Annotated in this window: 21 protein-coding genes, 1 tRNA gene and 2 pseudogenes; 10 read left to right on the forward strand and 14 right to left on the reverse strand. The window is 60.0% G+C overall.

Annotated features, from left to right (window positions below):
- The gene (locus tag CO664_RS08825; RefSeq protein ID WP_037426837.1) at window positions 1–840 is read right to left on the reverse strand and encodes a glycoside hydrolase family 16 protein; all 840 of its coding nucleotides are present in this window, start codon (window positions 838–840) and stop codon (window positions 1–3) included.
- Window positions 830–1879 (reverse strand): GNAT family N-acetyltransferase, encoded by a 1050-nt coding sequence (locus tag CO664_RS08830; RefSeq protein WP_158254912.1) that lies wholly within the window; start codon window positions 1877–1879, stop codon window positions 830–832. The genes CO664_RS08825 and CO664_RS08830 overlap by 11 nt, the downstream gene beginning before the upstream one ends.
- Before the next feature lie 107 nt (window positions 1880–1986).
- On the opposite strand from CO664_RS08830, the gene CO664_RS08835 reads away from it, so the two are divergent.
- Window positions 1987–3087: a POTRA domain-containing protein gene (locus CO664_RS08835; RefSeq protein ID WP_158254913.1), complete on the forward strand. Its 1101-nt coding sequence runs from the start codon at window positions 1987–1989 to the stop codon at window positions 3085–3087.
- 527 nt (window positions 3088–3614) lie between these two features.
- Here CO664_RS08835 and CO664_RS31150 read toward each other — a convergent pair.
- A pseudogene (locus CO664_RS31150) lies at window positions 3615–3901 on the reverse strand (hypothetical protein).
- A 217-nt stretch (window positions 3902–4118) separates the two neighbouring features.
- Between CO664_RS31150 and CO664_RS08845 the strand changes: the two are divergent.
- The 3 genes from CO664_RS08845 (at window position 4119) to CO664_RS08855 (ending at window position 5188) form a co-directional block, all read left to right on the forward strand.
- Complete coding sequence (locus CO664_RS08845) at window positions 4119–4364, forward strand: hypothetical protein (RefSeq protein ID WP_037426829.1); 246 nt, start codon at window positions 4119–4121, stop codon at window positions 4362–4364.
- Between the two features lie 226 nt (window positions 4365–4590).
- Window positions 4591–4854, forward strand: a complete 264-nt coding sequence (locus CO664_RS08850) for a hypothetical protein (protein WP_097538627.1) — start codon at window positions 4591–4593, stop codon at window positions 4852–4854.
- On the forward strand, window positions 4808–5188 hold the full coding sequence (locus CO664_RS08855) for a hypothetical protein (RefSeq protein WP_141471693.1): 381 nt from the start codon (window positions 4808–4810) through the stop codon (window positions 5186–5188). The genes CO664_RS08850 and CO664_RS08855 overlap by 47 nt, the downstream gene beginning before the upstream one ends.
- Before the next feature lie 339 nt (window positions 5189–5527).
- Here CO664_RS08855 and CO664_RS08860 read toward each other — a convergent pair whose 3' ends face one another.
- The 3 genes from CO664_RS08860 to CO664_RS08870 form a co-directional block, all read right to left on the reverse strand.
- Window positions 5528–5893 (reverse strand): DUF2188 domain-containing protein, encoded by a 366-nt coding sequence (locus CO664_RS08860; RefSeq protein ID WP_097538464.1) that lies wholly within the window; start codon window positions 5891–5893, stop codon window positions 5528–5530.
- 533 nt (window positions 5894–6426) lie between these two features.
- Window positions 6427–7956, reverse strand: a complete 1530-nt coding sequence (locus tag CO664_RS08865) for a SulP family inorganic anion transporter (protein WP_097538465.1) — start codon at window positions 7954–7956, stop codon at window positions 6427–6429.
- Window positions 7957–7960: 4 nt separating this feature from the next.
- Window positions 7961–8665: a carbonic anhydrase gene (locus tag CO664_RS08870; protein WP_097526732.1), complete on the reverse strand. Its 705-nt coding sequence runs from the start codon at window positions 8663–8665 to the stop codon at window positions 7961–7963.
- Between CO664_RS08870 and CO664_RS30655 the strand changes: the two genes are divergently transcribed.
- The 3 genes from CO664_RS30655 to CO664_RS30660 all read left to right on the forward strand — a co-directional run bounded on the left by CO664_RS30655 (window position 8664) and on the right by CO664_RS30660 (window position 10817).
- Window positions 8664–8816, forward strand: coding sequence for a hypothetical protein (locus CO664_RS30655; protein WP_158254914.1), 153 nt, complete (start codon window positions 8664–8666; stop codon window positions 8814–8816). The genes CO664_RS08870 and CO664_RS30655 overlap by 2 nt on opposite strands.
- Window positions 8817–9242: 426 nt before the next feature.
- Complete coding sequence (locus CO664_RS08880; RefSeq protein ID WP_097538466.1) at window positions 9243–10049, forward strand: SH3 domain-containing protein; 807 nt, start codon at window positions 9243–9245, stop codon at window positions 10047–10049.
- Between the two features lie 630 nt (window positions 10050–10679).
- Window positions 10680–10817 carry a hypothetical protein gene (locus CO664_RS30660; RefSeq protein ID WP_158254915.1) on the forward strand — a complete coding sequence of 46 codons (138 nt, stop codon included), beginning with the start codon at window positions 10680–10682 and terminating at the stop codon, window positions 10815–10817.
- Between the two features lie 586 nt (window positions 10818–11403).
- On the opposite strand, the gene ligD is transcribed toward CO664_RS30660, so the two are convergent.
- Window positions 11404–12381: a non-homologous end-joining DNA ligase gene (gene ligD / locus CO664_RS08895; protein ID WP_158254916.1), complete on the reverse strand. Its 978-nt coding sequence runs from the start codon at window positions 12379–12381 to the stop codon at window positions 11404–11406.
- 142 nt (window positions 12382–12523) lie between these two features.
- Between ligD and CO664_RS08900 the strand changes: the two genes are divergently transcribed.
- A complete protein-coding gene (locus CO664_RS08900) occupies window positions 12524–12940 on the forward strand; it encodes a hypothetical protein (protein WP_097538468.1) in 417 nt (138 codons plus the stop codon).
- A 406-nt stretch (window positions 12941–13346) separates the two neighbouring features.
- On the opposite strand, the gene CO664_RS08910 is transcribed toward CO664_RS08900, so the two are convergent.
- The gene (locus CO664_RS08910) at window positions 13347–13691 is read right to left on the reverse strand and encodes a hypothetical protein (RefSeq protein ID WP_176536519.1); all 345 of its coding nucleotides are present in this window, start codon (window positions 13689–13691) and stop codon (window positions 13347–13349) included.
- Between the two features lie 609 nt (window positions 13692–14300).
- On the opposite strand from CO664_RS08910, the gene CO664_RS08920 reads away from it, so the two are divergent.
- Window positions 14301–14624, forward strand: a complete 324-nt coding sequence (locus tag CO664_RS08920; RefSeq protein ID WP_095495118.1) for a hypothetical protein — start codon at window positions 14301–14303, stop codon at window positions 14622–14624.
- A 260-nt stretch (window positions 14625–14884) separates the two neighbouring features.
- Here CO664_RS08920 and CO664_RS31155 read toward each other — a convergent pair.
- Both CO664_RS31155 and CO664_RS08930 read right to left on the reverse strand, forming a co-directional pair.
- Window positions 14885–15086, reverse strand: a pseudogene (locus CO664_RS31155) (DUF3606 domain-containing protein).
- Window positions 15087–15699: 613 nt separating this feature from the next.
- Window positions 15700–15876, reverse strand: a complete 177-nt coding sequence (locus CO664_RS08930; RefSeq protein WP_097538470.1) for a DUF3606 domain-containing protein — start codon at window positions 15874–15876, stop codon at window positions 15700–15702.
- Between the two features lie 446 nt (window positions 15877–16322).
- Here CO664_RS08930 and CO664_RS08935 point away from each other — a divergent pair, with 446 nt between their 5' ends.
- Window positions 16323–17852, forward strand: coding sequence for a M10 family metallopeptidase (locus tag CO664_RS08935; RefSeq protein WP_097538471.1), 1530 nt, complete (start codon window positions 16323–16325; stop codon window positions 17850–17852).
- A 53-nt stretch (window positions 17853–17905) separates the two neighbouring features.
- Here the strand turns inward: CO664_RS08935 and CO664_RS08940 are convergent, their stop codons facing one another.
- The 4 genes from CO664_RS08940 to CO664_RS08960 form a co-directional block, all read right to left on the reverse strand.
- A complete protein-coding gene (locus CO664_RS08940) occupies window positions 17906–18400 on the reverse strand; it encodes a hypothetical protein (protein WP_234820146.1) in 495 nt (164 codons plus the stop codon).
- Between the two features lie 135 nt (window positions 18401–18535).
- Window positions 18536–18967: a hypothetical protein gene (locus CO664_RS30945; RefSeq protein WP_210201046.1), complete on the reverse strand. Its 432-nt coding sequence runs from the start codon at window positions 18965–18967 to the stop codon at window positions 18536–18538.
- A 382-nt stretch (window positions 18968–19349) separates the two neighbouring features.
- Window positions 19350–19426, reverse strand: a tRNA-Arg gene (locus tag CO664_RS08955).
- A 23-nt stretch (window positions 19427–19449) separates the two neighbouring features.
- Entirely contained in the window at window positions 19450–19755 is a 306-nt protein-coding gene (locus CO664_RS08960; protein WP_037422809.1) for an ETC complex I subunit, read from the reverse strand.
- Between the last annotated feature and the right edge of the window lie 198 nt (window positions 19756–19953).

Below are 19953 nucleotides of genomic sequence, written 5' to 3' on the forward strand. Positions count from 1 at the left end.
TCATCCATCCCGTTGCCAGATGCGCACGTAATCGATGAGATACTCGGCAGGGAAATTCGTATTCTCCGAGGGCGACCCAGCCCATTCTCCGCCGACGGCAAGGTTGAGCAGCAGGTACATGTCCTCGTTGGAGATTGAGCCAGCGTCCGAATATCGCCACACCTCCTTGCCATCGAGATACCAGATGATCCTGTCGGGATCCCAGGTCAGGCTATAGACGTGCCAGTCCTGCGTCAGATTTGGTGTCTTAACCTTCTCGCCGACGCTCTGTTTTTCGCCGGCCTCGTCGCGGTAATGATAATGCACCCGCAGGGTCGTCGGGGAGTCGCCGAGCGCCTCCATGACATCGATCTCCGGTCGCGACTCACGCGTCTCCGGCAACAACCAGATTGCCGCCCATAAGCCTTTGCCATCCGGGATCTTCGCCCGTACCTCGACATGCCCGTAGCGGAAGCGGACTCGTGAGGGCCGGGGCAGTTCCTCGTAGTCGCGGCCGGTGGTGACCATTCCCGACGTATATTCGAAAGTGCGCCCCTCGAAGCCAATGATGTTTTGCGGTCTCGCCTGCAGCCGCAGAAGCCCCTCGTTGAGGGAGACGTTCTCGGGCCGATACCACTGGAGTTCCCCATTCCCGAGATTGGTGCAGCCATCCTTATTCCACCAGTAGCAGGTGGTCCATTTCTCCCGGTCGAGGCTCACCACGTCGAACTCGTCTGCGAAGATCAGCCGCCACGTACCGTCCTTGACGAGCGGAGTTGGCTCAGTAGCGAGCCTCGGCAGCAGTACGAAGACCACTAAACACGCAAGCCCCACGAGGACGGGCAACCACTTAGGGTGCATCGCGAAACCCCAGAATGCGTTTGACGGCCCCTCGAGCAAACCCGTCGAGCCGGGCCAATGGAAACCGCTCGTATCGGTATTCGGCGTAAGAAACGGGAACGGCGCCGAATCTGGATTTGTACTGTGCGAGCGACGTTGAATTTCCCGTTTCGCCCATATGGTATCGCGTGCAGCCCCGACGGCAGGCATCCTCGATCGCGGTCGCCTGCAGCAAGTAGGCGGCGCCGGATTTTCCGGCGAGGGCTTCGCTCATCGCACCCCGCGTGTAATGTGCCTGCCCCCCTAAGAGGACCAGGATCGCCGCCGCTGGCTGCCCGTCGACGCGCGCGACATAAAGACGACACGCGTCGCCCATCCGCGCGGCCATTGCCGCGAATTTCGCACGCGGGTCCCTGCGTACGCCGCGCAACCACGCGAGCGCCGCCGGTTCGTGCTGCTTGCGCGCCCAGCGAACGAACGAGAGTTGGAGCAGCTCATGAAATTCGTCGATCAACCCCTCACTGTTACCCACATCCACTTCAACGCCTAGCCTGCGTGCGCGGCGGATGTTTGTGTGGGCATTGCGGTGGAAGCGTCCGCGCACAGCGTCGAAACCTCCCGAAAGGTCGACCACATGCGCGCAGCGAGGGATTGAAGTCCACGCCGGTCTAGCCCCGGCTGCCCAGAGGTCGGCGGTAAGCGGGTTCGGCCGGATCTTGACGCCGAGACAGGGGAAGGTTTCGAGATGCGCGAAAATAGTCTCGAGATGCGCGGGCGTGACTGCGCCATCAGTCAGGATGCCGCCGAACCCCCAGGCCGGCGGCGGCGACCAGGCGTAGCGTAACGAACCGACGCCCTTGGTAAACAGGGGAAGCACAGCGCGGGCCCCGTCGTCGAACTCATAGAACTGCGGGCTGCTGCGGAAGTTGCCAGCAGCTACGACCGCCTCGGCCCATTCAGGCGACAGGCTGGCGATCGCCTCGTCATTCCGCTGATAGAGTTCGCGCCAGATGGTCTCAGCGGCCGGATTATCGAAACGAGACAGACCGACGTTAGCCACGGACTCACCATCCATTTCGTGCGATAATGCGGTCGCCAAGGAGGTGCTAACCCAGTTATGCGGCAGACTGAAACCCGATGCAGTATTATAGACGCGTGACGCACAAAATGAAAAGTTGGGGCAACCTCGAAACTACCAAACCGCTTGAATATACACCGACACAGAACGCGCGTGAAGGTCGAGTTCTCATAAGAAGCTGTGGCCAATCTTTAAGCGTGATCCTCTGTTTCGGGTTAGTCTTGGCGTCGGTGGTGCCGGCCAAAGCCGCGTCGCCGGTAGAGCTTGACACGCGGAACGTAGCGCAGCCGGCCATCGCATCGGCACTTCGGGAAGCCTATCAGTTGCCACTCTTGATCGAGGGCATGCGAGCTGGAAATACGATCTCGGCCAATGATCTGGAAAGCCCTGTCGAGCATGAACGCACAAGGCTGAAACGGGTCATGGTCGAGCTCGGATATCTGGATGCGCAGGTCGCTCTGGATCGTTCCAGCACCGGATTGGTGCTCCGGCCGTCGCTGGGTAAGCTTTATACTGTGGCGGCTGTACTCCTGAAAGGAGTTAAGCAGCAGGAACTCGATCGACAGGTGATTGACGAACTTGCATCCATTATCGATGACTACATAGGTCAACCCGCCAGCGCACAGGCTGCGGACAACCTAGGCAGCCGCATCCTCTATCGTGTCGGTGAGATCGATTTTGCTCTGGCACAGCTCAGCAAGGTGGAGTGGATCCGCTCGGGGAACGGCGTTGTAACCGCCCTCGTGCACCTCGAAGCTGGTCCTAGATTGCGTTTTGGCACAGTGACGTTCGACGGCTTGCGCCGCCTGCGCGAGAGTGAGATCAAGCGCCTCATCCCCTTCCGGCCCGGAGAGCGCTACGAGCGCGGCAAGGTAGAGGAGATGCGGGAAAGGCTTAAAGCCCTTTCCAACGTCGATGCTGTCAACATCGGCACAGCAAGGGGGAACGATGCGACGCTCGACCTCGCGGTGCGTCTACAGGAAAGGCCGGCCAATCCGTCATTGCCACAGCCACAGGGAACATTCGGTTTGGTAAGCGGGGTGGCCACCCTGACAGGGCTGGCGATCATTCAGATCGCAACGAGTGCGGGTATCTCCCCAAACCGCTTGCGGCCAGTAATGTGGATGACGACCGCATGCGCCCTGACATTTGCGGGCCTCGCAATTCATAGACTGGCCCACTTCCTGTAGAAGGCGTTGGCCTCAGTTTCTCCAGATGACGCTCCGGGACGAAGCGGATCTGCGACGAGAGAATAGCGGCATTCGAAGCGTATGTCCCGCTTTGGGGTCGAATCCCGACCCCGAATCTTTTCCCTTGAATGGATTCGTCGCCCGTGTTTGGTCTTTTTCGAAAAGCCACAGCCTAGACTTGAGATCAGGACAGAGCCGTACATCCTGCGTTGTCACGATCGTGCCCACGCCGACATCCGCATTGTGGCGTTCAGCGGTCATTCAGTGCCATCCCAATAAATTTCGGCTATCCACCCGACTGCGACAATCGAAAGCCGGCAACATGCCCCCAAGCCGGGATGCCCACTCCTATCCCTCGACTTGAAAGGAATTGAATCGTAGACTCCGCTATTCCAGCCACGCCGCATGATCTGCGCCGCGGCCAAAGCGCAGAGACTGTACCCCCTAGAGCGTTGCCTTTTCCGCCGGGACCGTCACATCGGACCCGCCTTATTCGTCGCGGGTTGCGGCGTCAGCTTCGGTCGTCGCTAGAAATTGAAATAGATGGTGACTTCTGGCCGCCGGTGGTAGCGGTGGTAGTCACGATAGCCGTAGTATCCGTAATGGCGAGGATAGCATCGGCCGTAGTAACGGCAGGAAAGCCGAGCGTGCCGCCTATTCCAGTGGCGCTCCGCGCGCCAATGGCGCCGGTGTCTAACCTGTTCGACGGCGCCGGTCTGCACTTGCTCGTGTTTCGGCACGAAAGTCGGCGCGGCGTTTAGCGGTAAAGCGAAGGACGCAGTACGGCTGTGAGGGCGGCTAAGAGCTTTGTCATCGTGGACTCCTCTCGCTGCCTATCAGATTGAGCCATCGAGCCTGAACCGCTGATGAATGGCGACGCTCGGGCTGAGGAAGGTCGGTTTCGAGATGCAGCAGGTCAACGATACAATCGACCTACTGAACCCGCTGTACGCGCGTTCGGGGTCGGTGCACTGATATCCGGAACCTCCTCGCCCGTCGTCGGTTCCTCCTTCCCCAGAAGGAGAAACAACATGGCCAAAGACGAACTGAGCGCCGGCTTCACCGGGACGCCGACCGAACCGCCCACTGGCGTCCGAAAGGTAGCGAAGACAGCCACCGACGCAGTGAGCCGCGAAGCAAACGCTGTGGTGGTCGGCGCCGCGGATCACCCGTACACAGCAACCGGCCTGGCGCTCACGGTCGGCGCCCTCGCCTTCGCAATCGGGTTTGTTGTGGGTCGATCGTCAGTCGACAGCGGGCGGAGGTACTGGCGTTAGATTGGGAGTGACGGACTTGCTGCTCTCGCAAAAGTCGCACCTGCCACTGTCGCGCTACGAGGCTGGCGAGGAACTCAAAGAGCGAACAGTGGATGATACTCGCATGAAGCAGGCGTGATCTTTGTACTAGAGGATGGCGAAGGCGTCGGCGGTCCGACTCCGCAAAAAGGGATAATCAGCACATGAAATCCGCCCTTCTGTGCATCAGCATGCTATAAAGAGGCTGATGACCCAAAACGATCAGCAGTACGAGTTTTCTGAATTCTCCGGCAAGTTCCTCGATGATGATGTGACCGTTATTCTGCGCATTTACCGGCCCGCCGGCACAAATCTCGACTGGATGCTCGAGGTGCTCGACGAGGAAGGAAACACGACCGTCTGGAATGACCCCTTCGATACTGATCGAGAGGCGTTCGAAGAGTTACTGGCCACCGTTCAGCGAGATGGCATCCGCAGCTTCCTGGACGAGCCAGTTCAGAATCTCCATTAGCGGCCTGACCGGCGCATTTCGCGCCAATAGCTTCTATTTGGCGGGCTACCAATTCGCACCCACAGAGCAGACAGCGAAGACCGCTAAAGACATTGACCGCGACCAGCACAGGCCGGCTCAGCGCCAACCAACCAAGGTCCTGTGCTATATGACAGATCATTCGGACTGCACCACGCCCGACGTGATTCAAAATGCTGGCGAGCACACGATGAGACGCGCCGAGCTAGGAGCGCTGATTGGCTTGGATTTCCGTGGTGTGCGCGAATGGGTGGTCACCGATGAAGGGCGCGCTGAGATCATGCGGAAAGACAAATGGCGGAACTGGAGATCCTAATGGCCAAAATGGCCCAAACATGACTGCTCCTATGCTCGGCTCGATCGAGTTCCGGTTGATCCATTATGCGACCTTTCTAGTCAGAACGTGACCTTCCTCGCGCTCGAGCCGCACAGGGCTCGTGAAGTGCGGCTTCCTTCGACCCGTAGGTGCCCCTCGCCGATACGGTGCGAAGTTCGACTTCCGCCATTTCCGCCCACCGCAGCGAGCCGGGTAAGCGGCTTATCCCAAGTATCTATTTGGTGAGCAGCGGGACGCCTGCTCCGCCTCCGTTTCAGCGAGCGTCGGCCGTCGTGCTGGGTGCTCTCCCATGGGCAAGATGAGCAAGCGGCTCTCGAGTTAGCGACGTTGGGTAAGACGAAGAAGGTAGCCTGTCGCGAAGGCAGTAGCAGCGAGCAGCAGAACAGTGCCAAATGCGCTGCGCTGCTCTGGAACCCGGCGCTCTGCCGCGTTCCGGACCTCCGGTGTATCGACGACTTCGGTAAGAGGGCGATCGAAACCGAACGCGACTTGTTCATGCCAGCGACCGGCGGAGTCCTGGAATTCGATATTCTCCGTCGAACCGGGAAGCTCATGTTGACGCGCTGCAATTTCGGCGGCGGCAAGTGCATCGGCGTGGGTAGGAAAGGTTTCAGAGAAGACGTCGTTAACTTTGTACGCCCAAGCCCCGTCGTGCTCCACTATCTCATACTGCACCTTTGGCATAGCGCTGCTCCGTTAGTTGAAGCAAAACATCCGACATTGATCTTAGTTCCGAGCAAGTCGATGCGGCGGAGTGCCACCTCTGCGGTGATTTGAATACGGGCGTTAAGCCTCCATTAGAATCACGGCATGTAAGCTGCATATATCGCAGCGCGCCGCGGGCATGATGCCTCCTGCGTCTTCGGCAAACGCCGAGGAATTCATAGCGTAATCCCCCGCAGGTACCATCCATGCACAGGAAAACAGTCTCCGAGAGTCGACGCACCAGCTATTGGTGCTCTTCGTCGCCGCCGTTTTCATCCTAGTCGGAGCCGCATTCGTCGGATTGGTTGCGGGCTCGGCGCCCGGGGGCACGATTACCGCCTTGTGTCAAAAACGATAAGAAGCTCTGGGCTCGGAGAACAACGCTCGCGAAAAGGGCCGCCGTCGGGCCCCACCCCCAGACGCCCTCGTCAGTGGCGGCCTGTCAGTCGGTGAGATGCGGGTCACCCAACTCCTGACCGAGAAAAAGGGAGGGCGACTGCCCTCCCAATATCCTATGCGACCTCAGTGGAAAATCGCTGAAACAGTGGTTTCAGCCGGGGATGCCGCACTGCCCGCGGCGGATGGACCTCGATGGCCCGGCCGGACCTCGCCTCGCGCCGTAACCATTCGCTGATGGTCTCTGCGCTGGTGTGATCCATGTAATGAAGGTCCTCACCGACGATCCTCACCTTACGGCCTTCGGGCAACTGCTCGAGCGTGTTGAGCAGTATAGGCACGTCCCTGCAGGTGGCGGCGCCGCCGAGTTGGACATGGATTTCCTCGTCTATCTCGGCATGCCTGATCGCAAGCTTTCGGCGAAGGTACGGCACGATCTCGATGATCGACAGCGCCAGGCCAAGCGCGACACCGACCAGCAGGTCCTGCAGGACGACCATTGCGACGGTCACCGCCCAGATGCCGACCGGGACCAATCCATGGTGCTCGAAAAGGTGGCGGACATGGCGCAGGCTGATCAACCGCCATCCGGTGACGAGCAAAACCGCGGCAAGCGCCGACAAGGGGACCAAGGTCAACAAAGCCGGCGCCAGCGCCACCAGACCCAATATCCAGATCCCGTGGAAGATGGCGGAGGCCCGCGTGCGTGCGCCGGCCTGTATGTTCGCCGAGGAACGGACGATGACGCCGGTAATCGGCAATCCGCCAAGCAAGCCGCAGAGCCCATTACCGACGCCCTGCGCGAAAAGTTCCTTGTTGAATTTGGTACGCACCCCGTCATGCATCCGGTCGACGGCCGCAGCCGAGAGAAGGGTTTCGGCACTGGCGATAACGGCAATCATCACAGCCATGAGCATGATGCCGGGCTCAAGCATTCGGGCAAAATTTTCCATCGTTGGCAGCGTGATGCTATCGACGAGTGAGGCTGGCACCTCCACTCGCGCGATCGGCAGCTGCAGCGCGGCGGCGAGGACCGTCCCCGCCGCGACCCCGACCAGCGCTCCCGGAACTAGCGCAAGGGATTTCGGCCGGCACTTCTCCCAGCACACCATTGCAAGGAGAGATATGAGGCCAACCTTCAACGCGGTTGCCTCGCTTGTCAGGCCAGTCCCCCAAAGACGGGCGAGACTGTCCTCGATCGCCGCGACGTTCTCCATCCCGCCGGCCGCGGGCTTGGCATCCATCAGCACATGAATTTGCCCCAAGATGATCAGAATACCGATACCGGCGAGCATGCCATGAACCACGGCCGGCGAGATCGCCCGGAACCAGGAGCCGACCCGCAGGAATCCCGCGGCGATCTGCAGGAATCCGACGACGAGCAGGACGGGAGCGAGCATGGCGACGCCGTAGTCCTCTACGAAGCCGAAGACGATGACGGCAAGTCCGGCGGCAGGTCCGGAGACCTGCAGCGGCGAGCCCGACAGGAAGCCGACGACGATGCCGCCGATGATCCCGGAGATCAGGCCCATCGAAGCCGGCACGCCGGAGGCGATTGCGATCCCGAGGCACAGCGGAATGGCAACGAGAAAAACGACCAGCGACGAGGCGAGGTCGCGCGAAAAGGACGAGCTATTGGCTGTCATGGCGCTACTCCGCGGCAAGTGTTGCTGCGATTTGCGGCATGACATGCGGGCGATCGCGGCCGGTGAACGCGACCGGCAGCGGCTCCCCGTCCTGCGGCACCGTGAAGGTCGCTGTCGCCCCGTCATAGACCTGGACTTCGCCGGTCTCGATGTCGAAGAACCAGCCATGAAGGGTGATCTCGCTGGTGGCGAGTTTTGCGGCCACGGAAGGATGCGTCTTCAGGTGATCGAGCTGAACGACGACGTTTTCCATCGCCACGGCGCGCACGCGGTCAGTTTCGGAAAGGTCGTCAGGATAGGCCCGGCAGACGATCGAATAGGCGGCGTGACTGTGGCGCAGCCAGGCCGCGACATTGGGCATCGGCTGGAGCAACTCCGGATGGCACAGGCCCTTCATCGCCCCGCAGTCCGAATGGCCGCACACGACGATATCACTTACGCCAAGCGCCAGAATGGCATATTCGATTGCCGAGGAGACCCCGCCGTTGAGGGTCGAGAACGGCGGAACGATGTTGCCGGCATTGCGGCAGACGAAGAGATCTCCGGGACCTGCTTGCGTGATCGTCTCGGGCATCACCCGGCTATCGGCGCAGGATATCATCAAAGCTTGCGGTTGCTGGCCTTCCCTCGCCAGCTTGCGGTAAAGCGCCGATTGGTTGGGAAACACCGCGCCGCGAAAATTGGAGATACCTTTCAGGAGATCACCCATGTTCGGATCCTCTTTCTGGCCGGACGTCGGACTGGGAGGAATGTCTCTCGTCCGGCGGGTTGCAGAAGCGATCTGTTCGCAGGTGCGAAAAGAACAGCAAAAAGGGTGCAGTGCAACCAGCCGCTGCGAGATCACGATCAACAACACGTGAGGCGTGCGCATGCGTCCCCGCCGACTGGGGAGTTCCAAGTGCTTGCTTCTGTCCGCAGTCGGAGCTGGGCCGCTGCTCTATGGGGTCTGCTGAGGACCGGTTGGACAATCTTTAGAGGCACAGTCACCTCGTGCTGCTGATCGCATAGCGGCCCAACCCATCCATCGTCCCGGCGAAGGGACCTTGCTCCGGAGGGCGGATGGCTGTGCCCGTCCGAGAGCCTGTCTTGTCGTCTCCGCTCAGGGTCTATAGCGCAGCCTCTTCCGTTCAAGCTGCGTTCATGCAAAACGCGCTATAAACGATTGAAAGACAAGACGATGGAGGTTCTAACAAAAGCTTGCAGGCACTCCAACTATGCCCGCGAGCCGGACAAAAAACCAGATACCGGTTGCGAGGATGATGCCTGCCTCCCTGGGAGTTGAAAAAGTGAAACGCGCCCTTTTGAAGATTGCTGCGACCGGTATGCTCTTGCTGACTCCGGCGATCGCTCAGGCGGCAGAAGGCTTCGCGACGACCAACGTCAACATGCGCGCCGGCCCAAGCACCGCATACCCGGCGATCACTGTGATTCCGGCCGGCGAATCCATCGAAATCTACGGTTGTCTTGCCGACGTGCCATGGTGCGACGTGGAGTTCTACGACGGCCGTGGCTGGGTGCACGGCCGATATATCCAGGCGCTTTATGAACAGCGCCGCGTTTATGTCGGGCCTCAATACTATCGTCGGCTCGGTATTCCCGTCGTGGTCTTCAGCTTCGGCAGCTATTGGGATCGTCATTACCGCGACCGTGACTTTTATCGCGACCGCGATCGCTGGCGCCGCGGACCGGACTTCTATCGCGGCCCGGGTCGCCGCGCGCAACCATCGCCCAGCCGCAGACCTGAATTCGAGCCGAGGCCAGCTCCGCCCGAGGAATTCGACGAGAGATTGCAGCGGAGGCCCGATTTGAGCCCTCCCCCCGAAAGACGGCGGGACCTCGACGATCGCCCGGAGCGCCTTCCGGATTTCGATCGCGCCCCCAACCGCAGGCCTGATGTCGACAGGCGGCCGAACTTTGACCGTGATCTGCGCGGCGGCGATCGCAACCGTCGGAACTTCGAGCGTGGGGGCAATGATGGCGATCGCGTCATCCGCCGCGGCGGCGACGATCGTGACCGCAGGGGTGGTGACAATGACCGCCGCAGACAGCAGCGACGTTTCTGCGAACCCGGCGAACCGGATTGCCCGGACTAACGTGGCCCCGTGCGGCAGAGATGCTGTCGCACCGACGGCCGGGGCTTCGCGAACCCGGAATCGCTTCCGTCGCCTCAAAGCCCAAGCGAATAAAACCCGGCGATCCGGTCAGCCTGAAAGACGCTGGACTCTGGTTGATCGGGCGCGCGTGATGGCGCATTCCACAGCGGCTTCGACGGGGTGATCAGGTCGGAGTGATCGGCCGTTCCAGAAGTTCTACAACAGCGGCTTGGATACTTAGGCACAAACCTTCGTATTCGACAATTAGTTCCTCGCGACGAGGAGTCTCCTTCTGGAGACGTTTGAGCATCTCAGCCGCTACAGCGTATTCCTCGTAGAGGTCGTCCAACTCGCGGGCTCTTAGTGTGACGCAAGCGATCTCGATGATGAGGAGGGCCAGCGCTAGGCGAGCCCTTGCCGTTTCGAACCAGTGACACTCTTTCAATCCGTGACACGGCCCTCGGGGAGGCGCTGCCCTCTGCTTTGCGGGGCCATACTCAAGCCTTTTGTTTTGCTTCGATCGCCAGTTGGATCGACTGGCTGGGGGTACACCGCGGCATCGCGGCCGTCCAAGTAGCGAGCCTGCGATGAGCGGATAGGCGGCAAATCGCCGCCACTGAGAGGAGTAAAATGCGTATCGGAGAGCTGGTGGAGGCACTTGGCTCCGGGAGCACTGAAGTCCAGCCGGTGCTGTCCCCCGCGAAGTTATACCAGATCGGCGCTTGGCTGCCGAAGCCGGCGGGCTCGATCGGCGCCGCCGTTCTCTGAACCCGGCCGGCCGCTAGGGCGGGTCGACGAACATCACCAGCGGAATCTCTTGGGTATTGTGTGCCGGAGTACCGACTGCCGCGATGCCGCAGAAGTGCCCGAAGACCAAACGTGACATTCGCGGAAACAAACGGGTTCTACACGGTGAAGGACGTGTGCCGATTATTGGCCGTATCTCGGACTACGCTGTGGAGAATGCGAAAGGATGGCTCGTTTCCGGAGCCAATTCCGATGTACGGCCGAATGATCCGCTGGCCCAAGCCTCAGGTAGACGAGTGGATCCGGCGGCATTCGGTCTAGAGGGAGGCTTGATCTGCCAAACCGATGCTTGCCGACTACGCTTGGACTTCGCTCCATCTTTGACAAAAGCCTGGATTCAATCAAGCCCAGGCGGCTGCGATTGCGACCTCTATACGACCTCGCCCCCGCGTTCTTCCCGGCGTACATCAGCTAAGTAATTGAATTTTTTTGGCGACCCCTGCAGTTCTGCGAGGATCAGCCAAAATCAATCACTTGGGAGATGGTGGGACCGAAAGGCGCCCCATTGATAACATTGGCGAATTGAAAATCGCAGGTCTTACCAAAATCAGGAATTCAGCTCGAACACCGTCGCATCGTGGGCCCTCTCCCTGATTCCTTTGAACGACGGATGCCGGAGCTTCCCATCCTGCGTCCAGGCGCGATACTCGGCCTCAGCGATCAGCACCGGCTCAACGAAGACAGCGTTCTTTCGTTTCAGGCTCACCGCCGGCGAATCCGTCCGGATTGCCTCGAGCAGCTCGCGCAGCCTGGCCGACTCCGCGTACGTCCAGCCGCTACCGCAGCCGCCGACATAGACAAGCTCACCCCTCCTCCTTGCCGCTAGCAGCAGCCGCGCAATAGCGCCAGGCACGGTCGACGGCTCGAAGCCGACGATCACGAAGCTGTCGCTGCGCACGCACTTGATCTTCTGCCAGTCGGGACGACGGCCGGAGTGATAGGGCTTGTCGCGGCGCTTGGCGACGATCCCCTCGAGTCCGTGCTCGCAGGCGATCCGGAAGAGCTCTTCCCCACTCGCCTCGACTTCCTCCGACAGCCGAATGACACCGGCGCGGCCGGCGACGATCGACTCCAGCAGGCGCCGGCGTTCGCTGAGCGGTAGCCGGCGCAAGTCGCGGCCGTCGAGATAGAGGAGATCGAAAGCGAAGAAGAGGATTTCGCGCGGATCATGCAGGCTGGGCTTTCGGCCGAGGGCACGCTGCAGCATGCCGAAGTCAGAGCGGCCGTGCTCATCGAGCACGACCGCCTCGCCGTCGAGGATTGCGGTCTTAAGCCCAAGAAGCCGCGCCTCTGCAGCGATTGAAGGGAAGCGGCTCGTCCAGTCGTAGCCGCCGCGCGTGACGATCCGCACGCGGCCGGACTCAATATGGACGGCGAGCCGGTAGCCGTCCCACTTCACCTCGAAGGCCCAGTCCCGCCCGGCCGGCGGCCGGTCGACGAGCGTTGCGACGCAAGGCTCTACCCGCGCCGGCATAGGGTCCGGCGGCGGCGCCTCGGGCGATTTCTTCGAAGATGCTCTAGCCATGCGGCCATTAACGCACAGCTTCGGCAAACCGTCGCATTGACTGTTCGGATGACGAGAACATATTAAGAACGCGACCGGGCGAAGCGGCGCGCCATTCACGACATGCGGGATACCGACAAACTCGATTCGAGGAGGAAACCGCATGTCGGCGCCAGAATACGATCTCGAACGCGCAATCTTCATTCGCTTCGCTATGGTCGGTCGCCCTGTCCTGAATGGACTAGCGGCGAAGGGTCAGCGGCGGCGGCGTGATCCACAGTGCTCCACCCTCTTTGCCCGCGACATCGTAACGGCTTTGAGGGCACAGATCGGCTTTAAACGCCACGTCAAAATTGTGGACGATGCGATCGTGCAGGAATTCCTGCGCGCCGCCATTTGGGAAATAGCTGTCGAGGATTGCGCCGTGCTCGTCGGCATTGACGCCACGCCAAGGGACGCGGCGAAGCGGGAGATCTCGAAGCGGTTGGCCGAGCGGCTCAAAGCCGAATTCGAGATTGTTTACGACCCGGCTTTCTATCACGGCCGCAGCGGAACAGGGCCGCTCGGGCCAAGGAGATAATTTCAAGGTCGGCTGCGGGGAATCGGAACAATGACGCCCCCGCTGGATTATCTTGGTGCCGCATAATTGTCTCAGCGGCACAGGTCCCCCCACCTGTTAATGAGTGCCCGTCCTGTCCCCCGGTGCGGGCACTCGCACTATATGGCTTGCCATCGCCGTCACAGCGAGTACTTCGGAAAGCCAAATTGACAGGATGAGGCCTCTCAGGTCGATGATCGCGTGTGATACTCTGGCGGAGGCACCCATGGAAGACGATCGGAACACGACCACCACCGAGTATCAGGGCAACGACATAAGCGTGCACTCGACTGACCCGCTCATTGGAACGCTTGAGCTTATGTCAGACGAGGATGAAATCATCCTGCTCGAGCTCGATCGAGAGAGCGCAGAGAGTCTCGTGTCGGCACTAGTCCAGTTTCTTGATAGGGGCGAAGGCGACGATGCGCCGACTATCATAACGTCGACGCTTCAGTGATTCCCGCGCGTACATCACCACCCGCTTGATCGCATCCGCGCGGATATCGATCGGCGCCACCGCCACCCGCCGCCGAAAGCCTGGCGATCTCACGCTCAAGTCGCTGCTGGTTTTCCTTAAGATCGAGAATGATATCGCGCTGGCTGTAGACACTGCCCTGCGCCTGCTTGACTCGTCGATCTGGCGCTGATGGTCGGCAAAGCGCTGGTCGTAGCTCGTCCAGACACGATCGAGCTCCTGACGCGGAACCTGAGCATCCCGCAGTTCCTTCAGCATGGACTGCTGTTGCCAGAAATTCGGGCTCGGCTGCGATGCCCTAATCTACATGTTCATGCCAGCGCCGGCGACCGATGAATTCGCAAAGAAGCAGAACGAGCGGTTCGAGATGGCGAAACGATCGGATGGAACAAATTCAGAGGTTTAGAATTAGATGACTGTCGCCTCCTCCGGCGATACCTGATGAATGGCCAAGAGACAGAAGCAGCGTTCGCGATCCGGGCGGACGCTGCTTTCTTAGTAGTCCCAGGCAATATGGGTGCTCGCGCCCCGTCACCGTAAGCGTTGTTCTGACTCCACCTTGATCGGCGCGGATAGGGAAGACGAACCAATCTAACCGTCCGGCTTAGGAATGGTTTCGTATTTTGACCCTAGAGCTTGTAGACTGGAACCGAAAGGCGAGGTTCGGCGCTTCCGAAGGCATCGGTTGCGACCTGCTTTGGTCGACCGGTCACAAGATCGAGCGGCTGTATCAGAAGGCCGTTGGCAAGGCCGCGGTCCGCCGTTAATCGGTAACGCTTGGAGCGCTCGCAAACGTGCCCTACTATCATACCGTGGGGATTTTCGAAGTTGAGCGTTAGGCCCTCGGCGCCGAGAAGGTCAAGCGACATGAAGCTTGTCCTCATCGCTCTCGCTGTCGCCCATAACTGGTATTCCGGCCACCATGATCCGGTCACCGGCTACGAATGCTGCGACAACAAGGACTGCCGGGTCATCAGCCCGCGCTATGTCGAGCCGCTGCCGGGCGGCAACTTCAACATCCGCACCGGGTCCAAGACAAGATACTTCATCCCCAAGAACCGGGTTTTAGAGAGCGAAGACAGCCAGTATCACATCTGCACGTCCGCCCCGCATATGACGATCCGCTGCTTCTTCGCGCCACACACTGAGGCAAAAGCGATGGGCAGCGTTGCGGGCTCACTTGAGAGGTAGGCTGAGCCCCCGGCCGGACACGGCGCTCATCGGCCTTGGTGCCATGCGTAAACCCTGTGATCGTCATATGTCGGAGCCCTCTTTGGACCCGAGCATCGACAATCAGGCGGTGATCCGAAAGGTGGGATCAAAACAGCGCTTACCCGTCACCGGCGTGCAACGCTCGTGCAACGCTTGCAATGCAGCTCGGCGACAAAAAAGCGCCCGCTTTGCCCGGCGGGCGCTGAGGAAGGACCATGAAGAAGTGTACAGTCTACGCCTCATTTGCCGCTTGAGCGAGTCACAAGCGGGCCTTTAGAGAGGTATTCCATCACCATCTGGCGGTCGGGGCCAATTTCGCGGATCGCTTTTGAGCACCTCTTCCCTGGTCTTACGAGTAGCCCTCATGAGGTAGGCAATCTCGTGCTCTTGCGTTGAGACAAACTCGCTGTCGCGCCCCTTCTTTCTGAGATCGTCCGGCATTCTTTCCTCCTCTCATCCCAGGAGAAGGGGGGCACGAATTTTCACCCGGCAAGGTAGTATTTACAGGACAGAAAAGGGGGCCTCGCTTTCGCCAGGCCCCGTTTTGCAAATCAGTCTACGCAGCAAGTCATCAAAGCGCGAGCGTACGGGGCTCGCGCTGTCCGGCGCCTGTCAAGAACTCGAAAAAAAGCAGCTTCCACATGGTCGGATCGAAGGTACAATGATCCGCTGGGCGCGAGAATTCGCGCCGCTCTGCCCAGAGAGGAGGACCTTGCCGTGCTCTCATTTTCTCGCGGCGGTCGTCAGTTCCTGACTCCTGATGATCTCGATGTACTGCAGAGGATCTTCGACGAGGAAATAAAGATCCGAGGGTTGCCAAACGATTGCCCCGCAGCACCACCGCGCTCGCGGCGAGGCTGATAGAACTTTATCAAGCTGGCATAACTCAGGTGGATATTATGACCCAAATGGTCGCAGCGCTCTTTTAAAAAAGCAAGTGAGCGCATCGGCACGCATCTGAAGGAAAAAGCCTCCACTGCTGCCAAGACCTCTTGCCCGAGCGTTCGAATTCACAGGCGAGCCGCCGTCCTGTCCCCCGGTGCGGGCACTCGCACTATTTGGTTTTCGCCAGATAGTCCATGACCTTGTCCCGGCTCGGCCCAGCCTCCCGGATCGCCTCCAGCGCCTTCTGCCGCGTGACCTTTGCCGCTTTGACGATGTAGGCGACTTCGTGCTCCTGCGTTGATGCAAGCTTGCGGTCGCGACCCTGCTTCTTCGGATTGTCTGCCATGCTCTCCTCCATTCATGATAGAAGGATAGGAGCCGTTCAAAGCACGGCAAGAGCATTTGTCGTGGCAATTCCAGGTGCTTCGCAAGGCAGGAGCTGAGCGGGCGAAGCGCGAGCGATCTTGCTGAAATGAGCCCCCAAAGTCTTTGCACAGTCTAGTCCACCGGGTCTAATGGACAGTCCGCATGGCTGGCTGTAAAACCCGCGCTCGTTGGCGATGTGTAGTGCAGCCGGAGAACTCTCTTCCGCTCCAACAGGGGCAGATAGACAGAAGATTGATAGCGTAAAGCCGCGCGCTGATCAGCAAATCAGCGCAACGGCACGGTTCGTTCCAATTTGGCTGAACTCGTTATGACAATCGAAGGAACTCGGAGCCTATCGTCGCCGGCACGAGTCCGCCTTTTCTAAGTGCGAGGCAATGGCCCCGCGCTTTCTGATGGGAATTTGGCATGAGCGGTACGGGCAAAACCGGCAAGACCTTGAATACCACCGGCAACAATCTGATCGATGGGGTGCTCTCAGGTTATGCCTGGACCGGCACGATCACCTATGCCTTTCCGACGTCGATTAGCGACTACAGCTATAGCGGCGAAAAGGACAGCGGTTTTGCCGCGGTCTCGCAGGCGCAAATAAACGCCGCGCTCTTCGCGATGGAGCAAAGCTTTGGCTCGGCCGCCAATGACGGCTTCTCCGTCGAGGGCTTCACCAATGCCGACTTCACCTCCGGAAGCGCAGCCAGCGCGACAATCCGGTTTGCGCAGTCGTCCCTGCCCTCGACCGCATGGGCGTATCTGCCGGGCGGCTATGCCGAAGCCGGCGATATCTGGTTTGGCACGACGTATGCGGGCACGGTCGCCGACTATCGAAAGCCCGTCGCCGGAAATTACGCCTGGCACACGCTCATGCACGAACTCGGCCATGCGCTCGGCCTGAAGCACGGCCATGAATCAGAGGGGGGCTTCAGCCCTCTACCTTCTCAATCTGACTCGATCGAATATTCGATCATGACCTACCGCGGCTATGTTGGCGGTTACGGCTACGCCTACGAGCAGTACGGCGCGCCGCAAACCTTCATGATGGCTGACATTGCGGCGCTGCAGGAAATGTACGGCGCCGATTTCAGCACCAACAGCGGCGACACGGTCTATAAATGGACGCCCAATAGCGGCGCGACGCTCGTCAATGGCGTGGTCGGCATAGCACCAGGCGCCAACCGCATCTTCGCCACGATATGGGATGGCGGCGGCAACGACACCTACGATCTCTCGGCCTATTTAACGGGCCTCAAGATCGACCTGCAACCGGGCAACGCCTCGACCTTCAGCATCGACCAGCTCGCCTGGCTCGGTGGCGGTTCCAACAGTGGCTTTGCCGCAGGTAACATCTTCAATGCACTGCTCTATCACGGCGATACGCGCTCACTGATCGAGAACGTCAAGGCTGGCATGGGGAACGACACGATCACCGGCAACCAGGCGGCCAATCAGCTGTGGGGCAACAGCGGCAATGACTCGCTGATTGGCAAATCCGGCAATGACACGCTTTACGGCGGTGCCGGCTCGGACAAGCTCTATGGCAGCAGCGGCAATGATACCTTGTACGGCGAATCGTACAACGATGTGGTCTATGGCGGCAATGGCGCGGACAAACTAGCCGGCGGCAGCGGCTCCGACACGTTCCAGTTCAGGGCCTTGGCGGAAAGCACCGTCGCCACGTCGGGCCGCGACACCATATACGACTTCTCGGCATCCGATCGTATCGATGTTTCCGCGATCGACGCCGACTCGGCCACGAGCGGAGACCAGGCCTTCATCTTCGTCGGAACCGCCGCCTTTAGCGGCAAGAAGGGCGAGTTGCGTTACGGCGCCGCTCCCTCCGACACCTACATCTACGGCGATGTCAACGGCGACAAGACGGCCGACTTCGCCATCCGTCTCGATGACGCTGTCACCCTGCAGAAAGGCTACTTCGTCCTGTAGGCAGCCGTCGGCGAAGCGTCGTGTTGTTCGTTAGTTGTGACGGAGCGCAGCAATCATCGCTCCACCGCACCGCCGCTTGCTGCCATGAGCCTGGCGATCTCCCGCTCCAGCCGCTGCTGGTTTTCCTTCAGGTCGAGAATGATGTCGCGCTGGCTGTAGACGCTGCCCTGCGCCTGCTTCACCTCGTCGATCTGCCGCTGATAATCGGAGAAGCGCTGATCGTAGCTCGTCCAAACGCGGTCAAGCTCCTGGCGAGGCACCTGTGCGTCGCGCAAATCCTTCAGCATGGCCTGCTGCTGCATCCTGTCCTCGGCGCCGCGCGCCGATCGCCACTCCATTTCCTTCTGCGTCACCATCTTTTCGTTTAGGATGGCGACAGAGGCCTTCAGGTCGCTGGTCGCACTGTTGATCGCCCAATAGGCGAGCGCACCGAGAATCGTGCAGAAGCTCAATGCGACGCCAAGGGCCTGCCATTGTGGACGGTTGCGTTCTGCGAGTGTCGATGACAGAGAGGCCACGGAATTGCGCATCTCGGCGGCAAGCGCCAACCGCAGATTCCATTTGCTTGAAGCCGGTTCGCATCTCCGCCTCAAGGTCTGTCTGCCGGCGTCCTAGGTTCGTCACCCTTTCGCCGAGCTGTGCCGTCACTGCATCTGTATAGGTGCGGTGTGGATCATTTCCGTTCATATCATCATCCGCCATCCCCGAAGAATGCCGATGGCGAGTACGGGCGAATCACGAAGGCGCACATCAAGAAGGCGATGGACAAGCGCGCCGCCACGCCGAACGCCGCAAATAATCTCCTGAAGACGTTCAGCCACCTCTTCAAGTGGGCGGTCGAGGCCGAGCACATGGAAGTCAATCCGGTAATCGGCGTCAGCAAGGTTTCCGTAAAGTCGGACGGCTTCCACCCATGGACGGTCGATCAGGTCGAGAAATACCGGGCTCATCATAAGCTCGGGACAAAGCCACGGCTGGCGATCGACATTCTGCTCTTCCTCGGATTGCGCAGATCCGACGCGGTTCTCGTCGGCCGGCAGCACCTCAAGGACGGCGTGATCTCCCTTCGGACCGGAAAAACGGGTGCCTGGGTATACCTGCCCGTCTTCAAACAACTGCTCGAATCAATCGAGGCAACACCGACAGGAGACCTGGCATTCCTCACGACCTCGACGGGAAAGCCGTTCAGTTCTGGAGCATCATTCGGGAATTGATTCGCGAAGCAGTGCAAGGCCGCGGGCCTGCCTGATGAGTGCCGAGCGCATGGGCTCAGGAAGGCGGGCGCTACGATAGCCGCCGACGAGGGCGCGACGGCTCATGAGTTGATGGCAATGTACGGCTGGACCCGGCTCGCGATGGCCGAGGTCTACACGAAGGAAGCGGATAGGAAGCGCCTCGCGAAGGCCGCTTCGGAACGCCTTGCGAACAGAATGTAGGTCGCACCTATAACCCTGCTCGGTCGCACCTTAAATGAAATCATGTACTTAGATGGTGGTATGGCGACCCCTGCAGGACTCGAACCTGCGACAACCTGCTTAGAAGGCAGGTGCTCTATCCAGCTGAGCTAAGGGGCCGTCAGGCCGGTTCGCCCGGGCCTTCAATGGGTCCAGGGCTGCATCCGGTTGAAACGGAAATTGTCCGAATAGGACACATTCTTGCGCGTCGCGTCCTTCGGCGCGATGACGCGGTATTCGATGCCGTTGCGTTCGGCATAGGCGATCGCTTGCTCGGCGGTCTCGAAGGTTAGCCGCAACTGCTGCCGCATGTCACCGGAGCTCGTGTAGCCCATGATCGGGTCGATGGTGCGCGGCTTTTCCTGATCGAACTCCAAGACCCACAGATGCGTCTTGGCCTTGCCGGACTGCATGGCTGTCTTCGCGGGACGATAGATCTTCGCGGACATTGCTTTCAAACGGCTCCCGTCTTTCATCTCGACGCCGGCGCATCATCCGGATGCGCGACGTCGCTGTCGTCTTTCGGCTTTGAGCACGGTTTCTTCCGGATCGCTGGCAAGCCGAAATCCTGCCTGCGAGCAGTTTTGCCCCATGCTCCGTCTTCCCTTAGCGCAGAATGATTTAAAACGGAATGACTTGCGTCAGGA

It is taken from the genome of Sinorhizobium sp. NG07B, assembly GCF_002532005.1.
Lineage (GTDB): Bacteria > Pseudomonadota > Alphaproteobacteria > Rhizobiales > Rhizobiaceae > Sinorhizobium > Sinorhizobium fredii_C.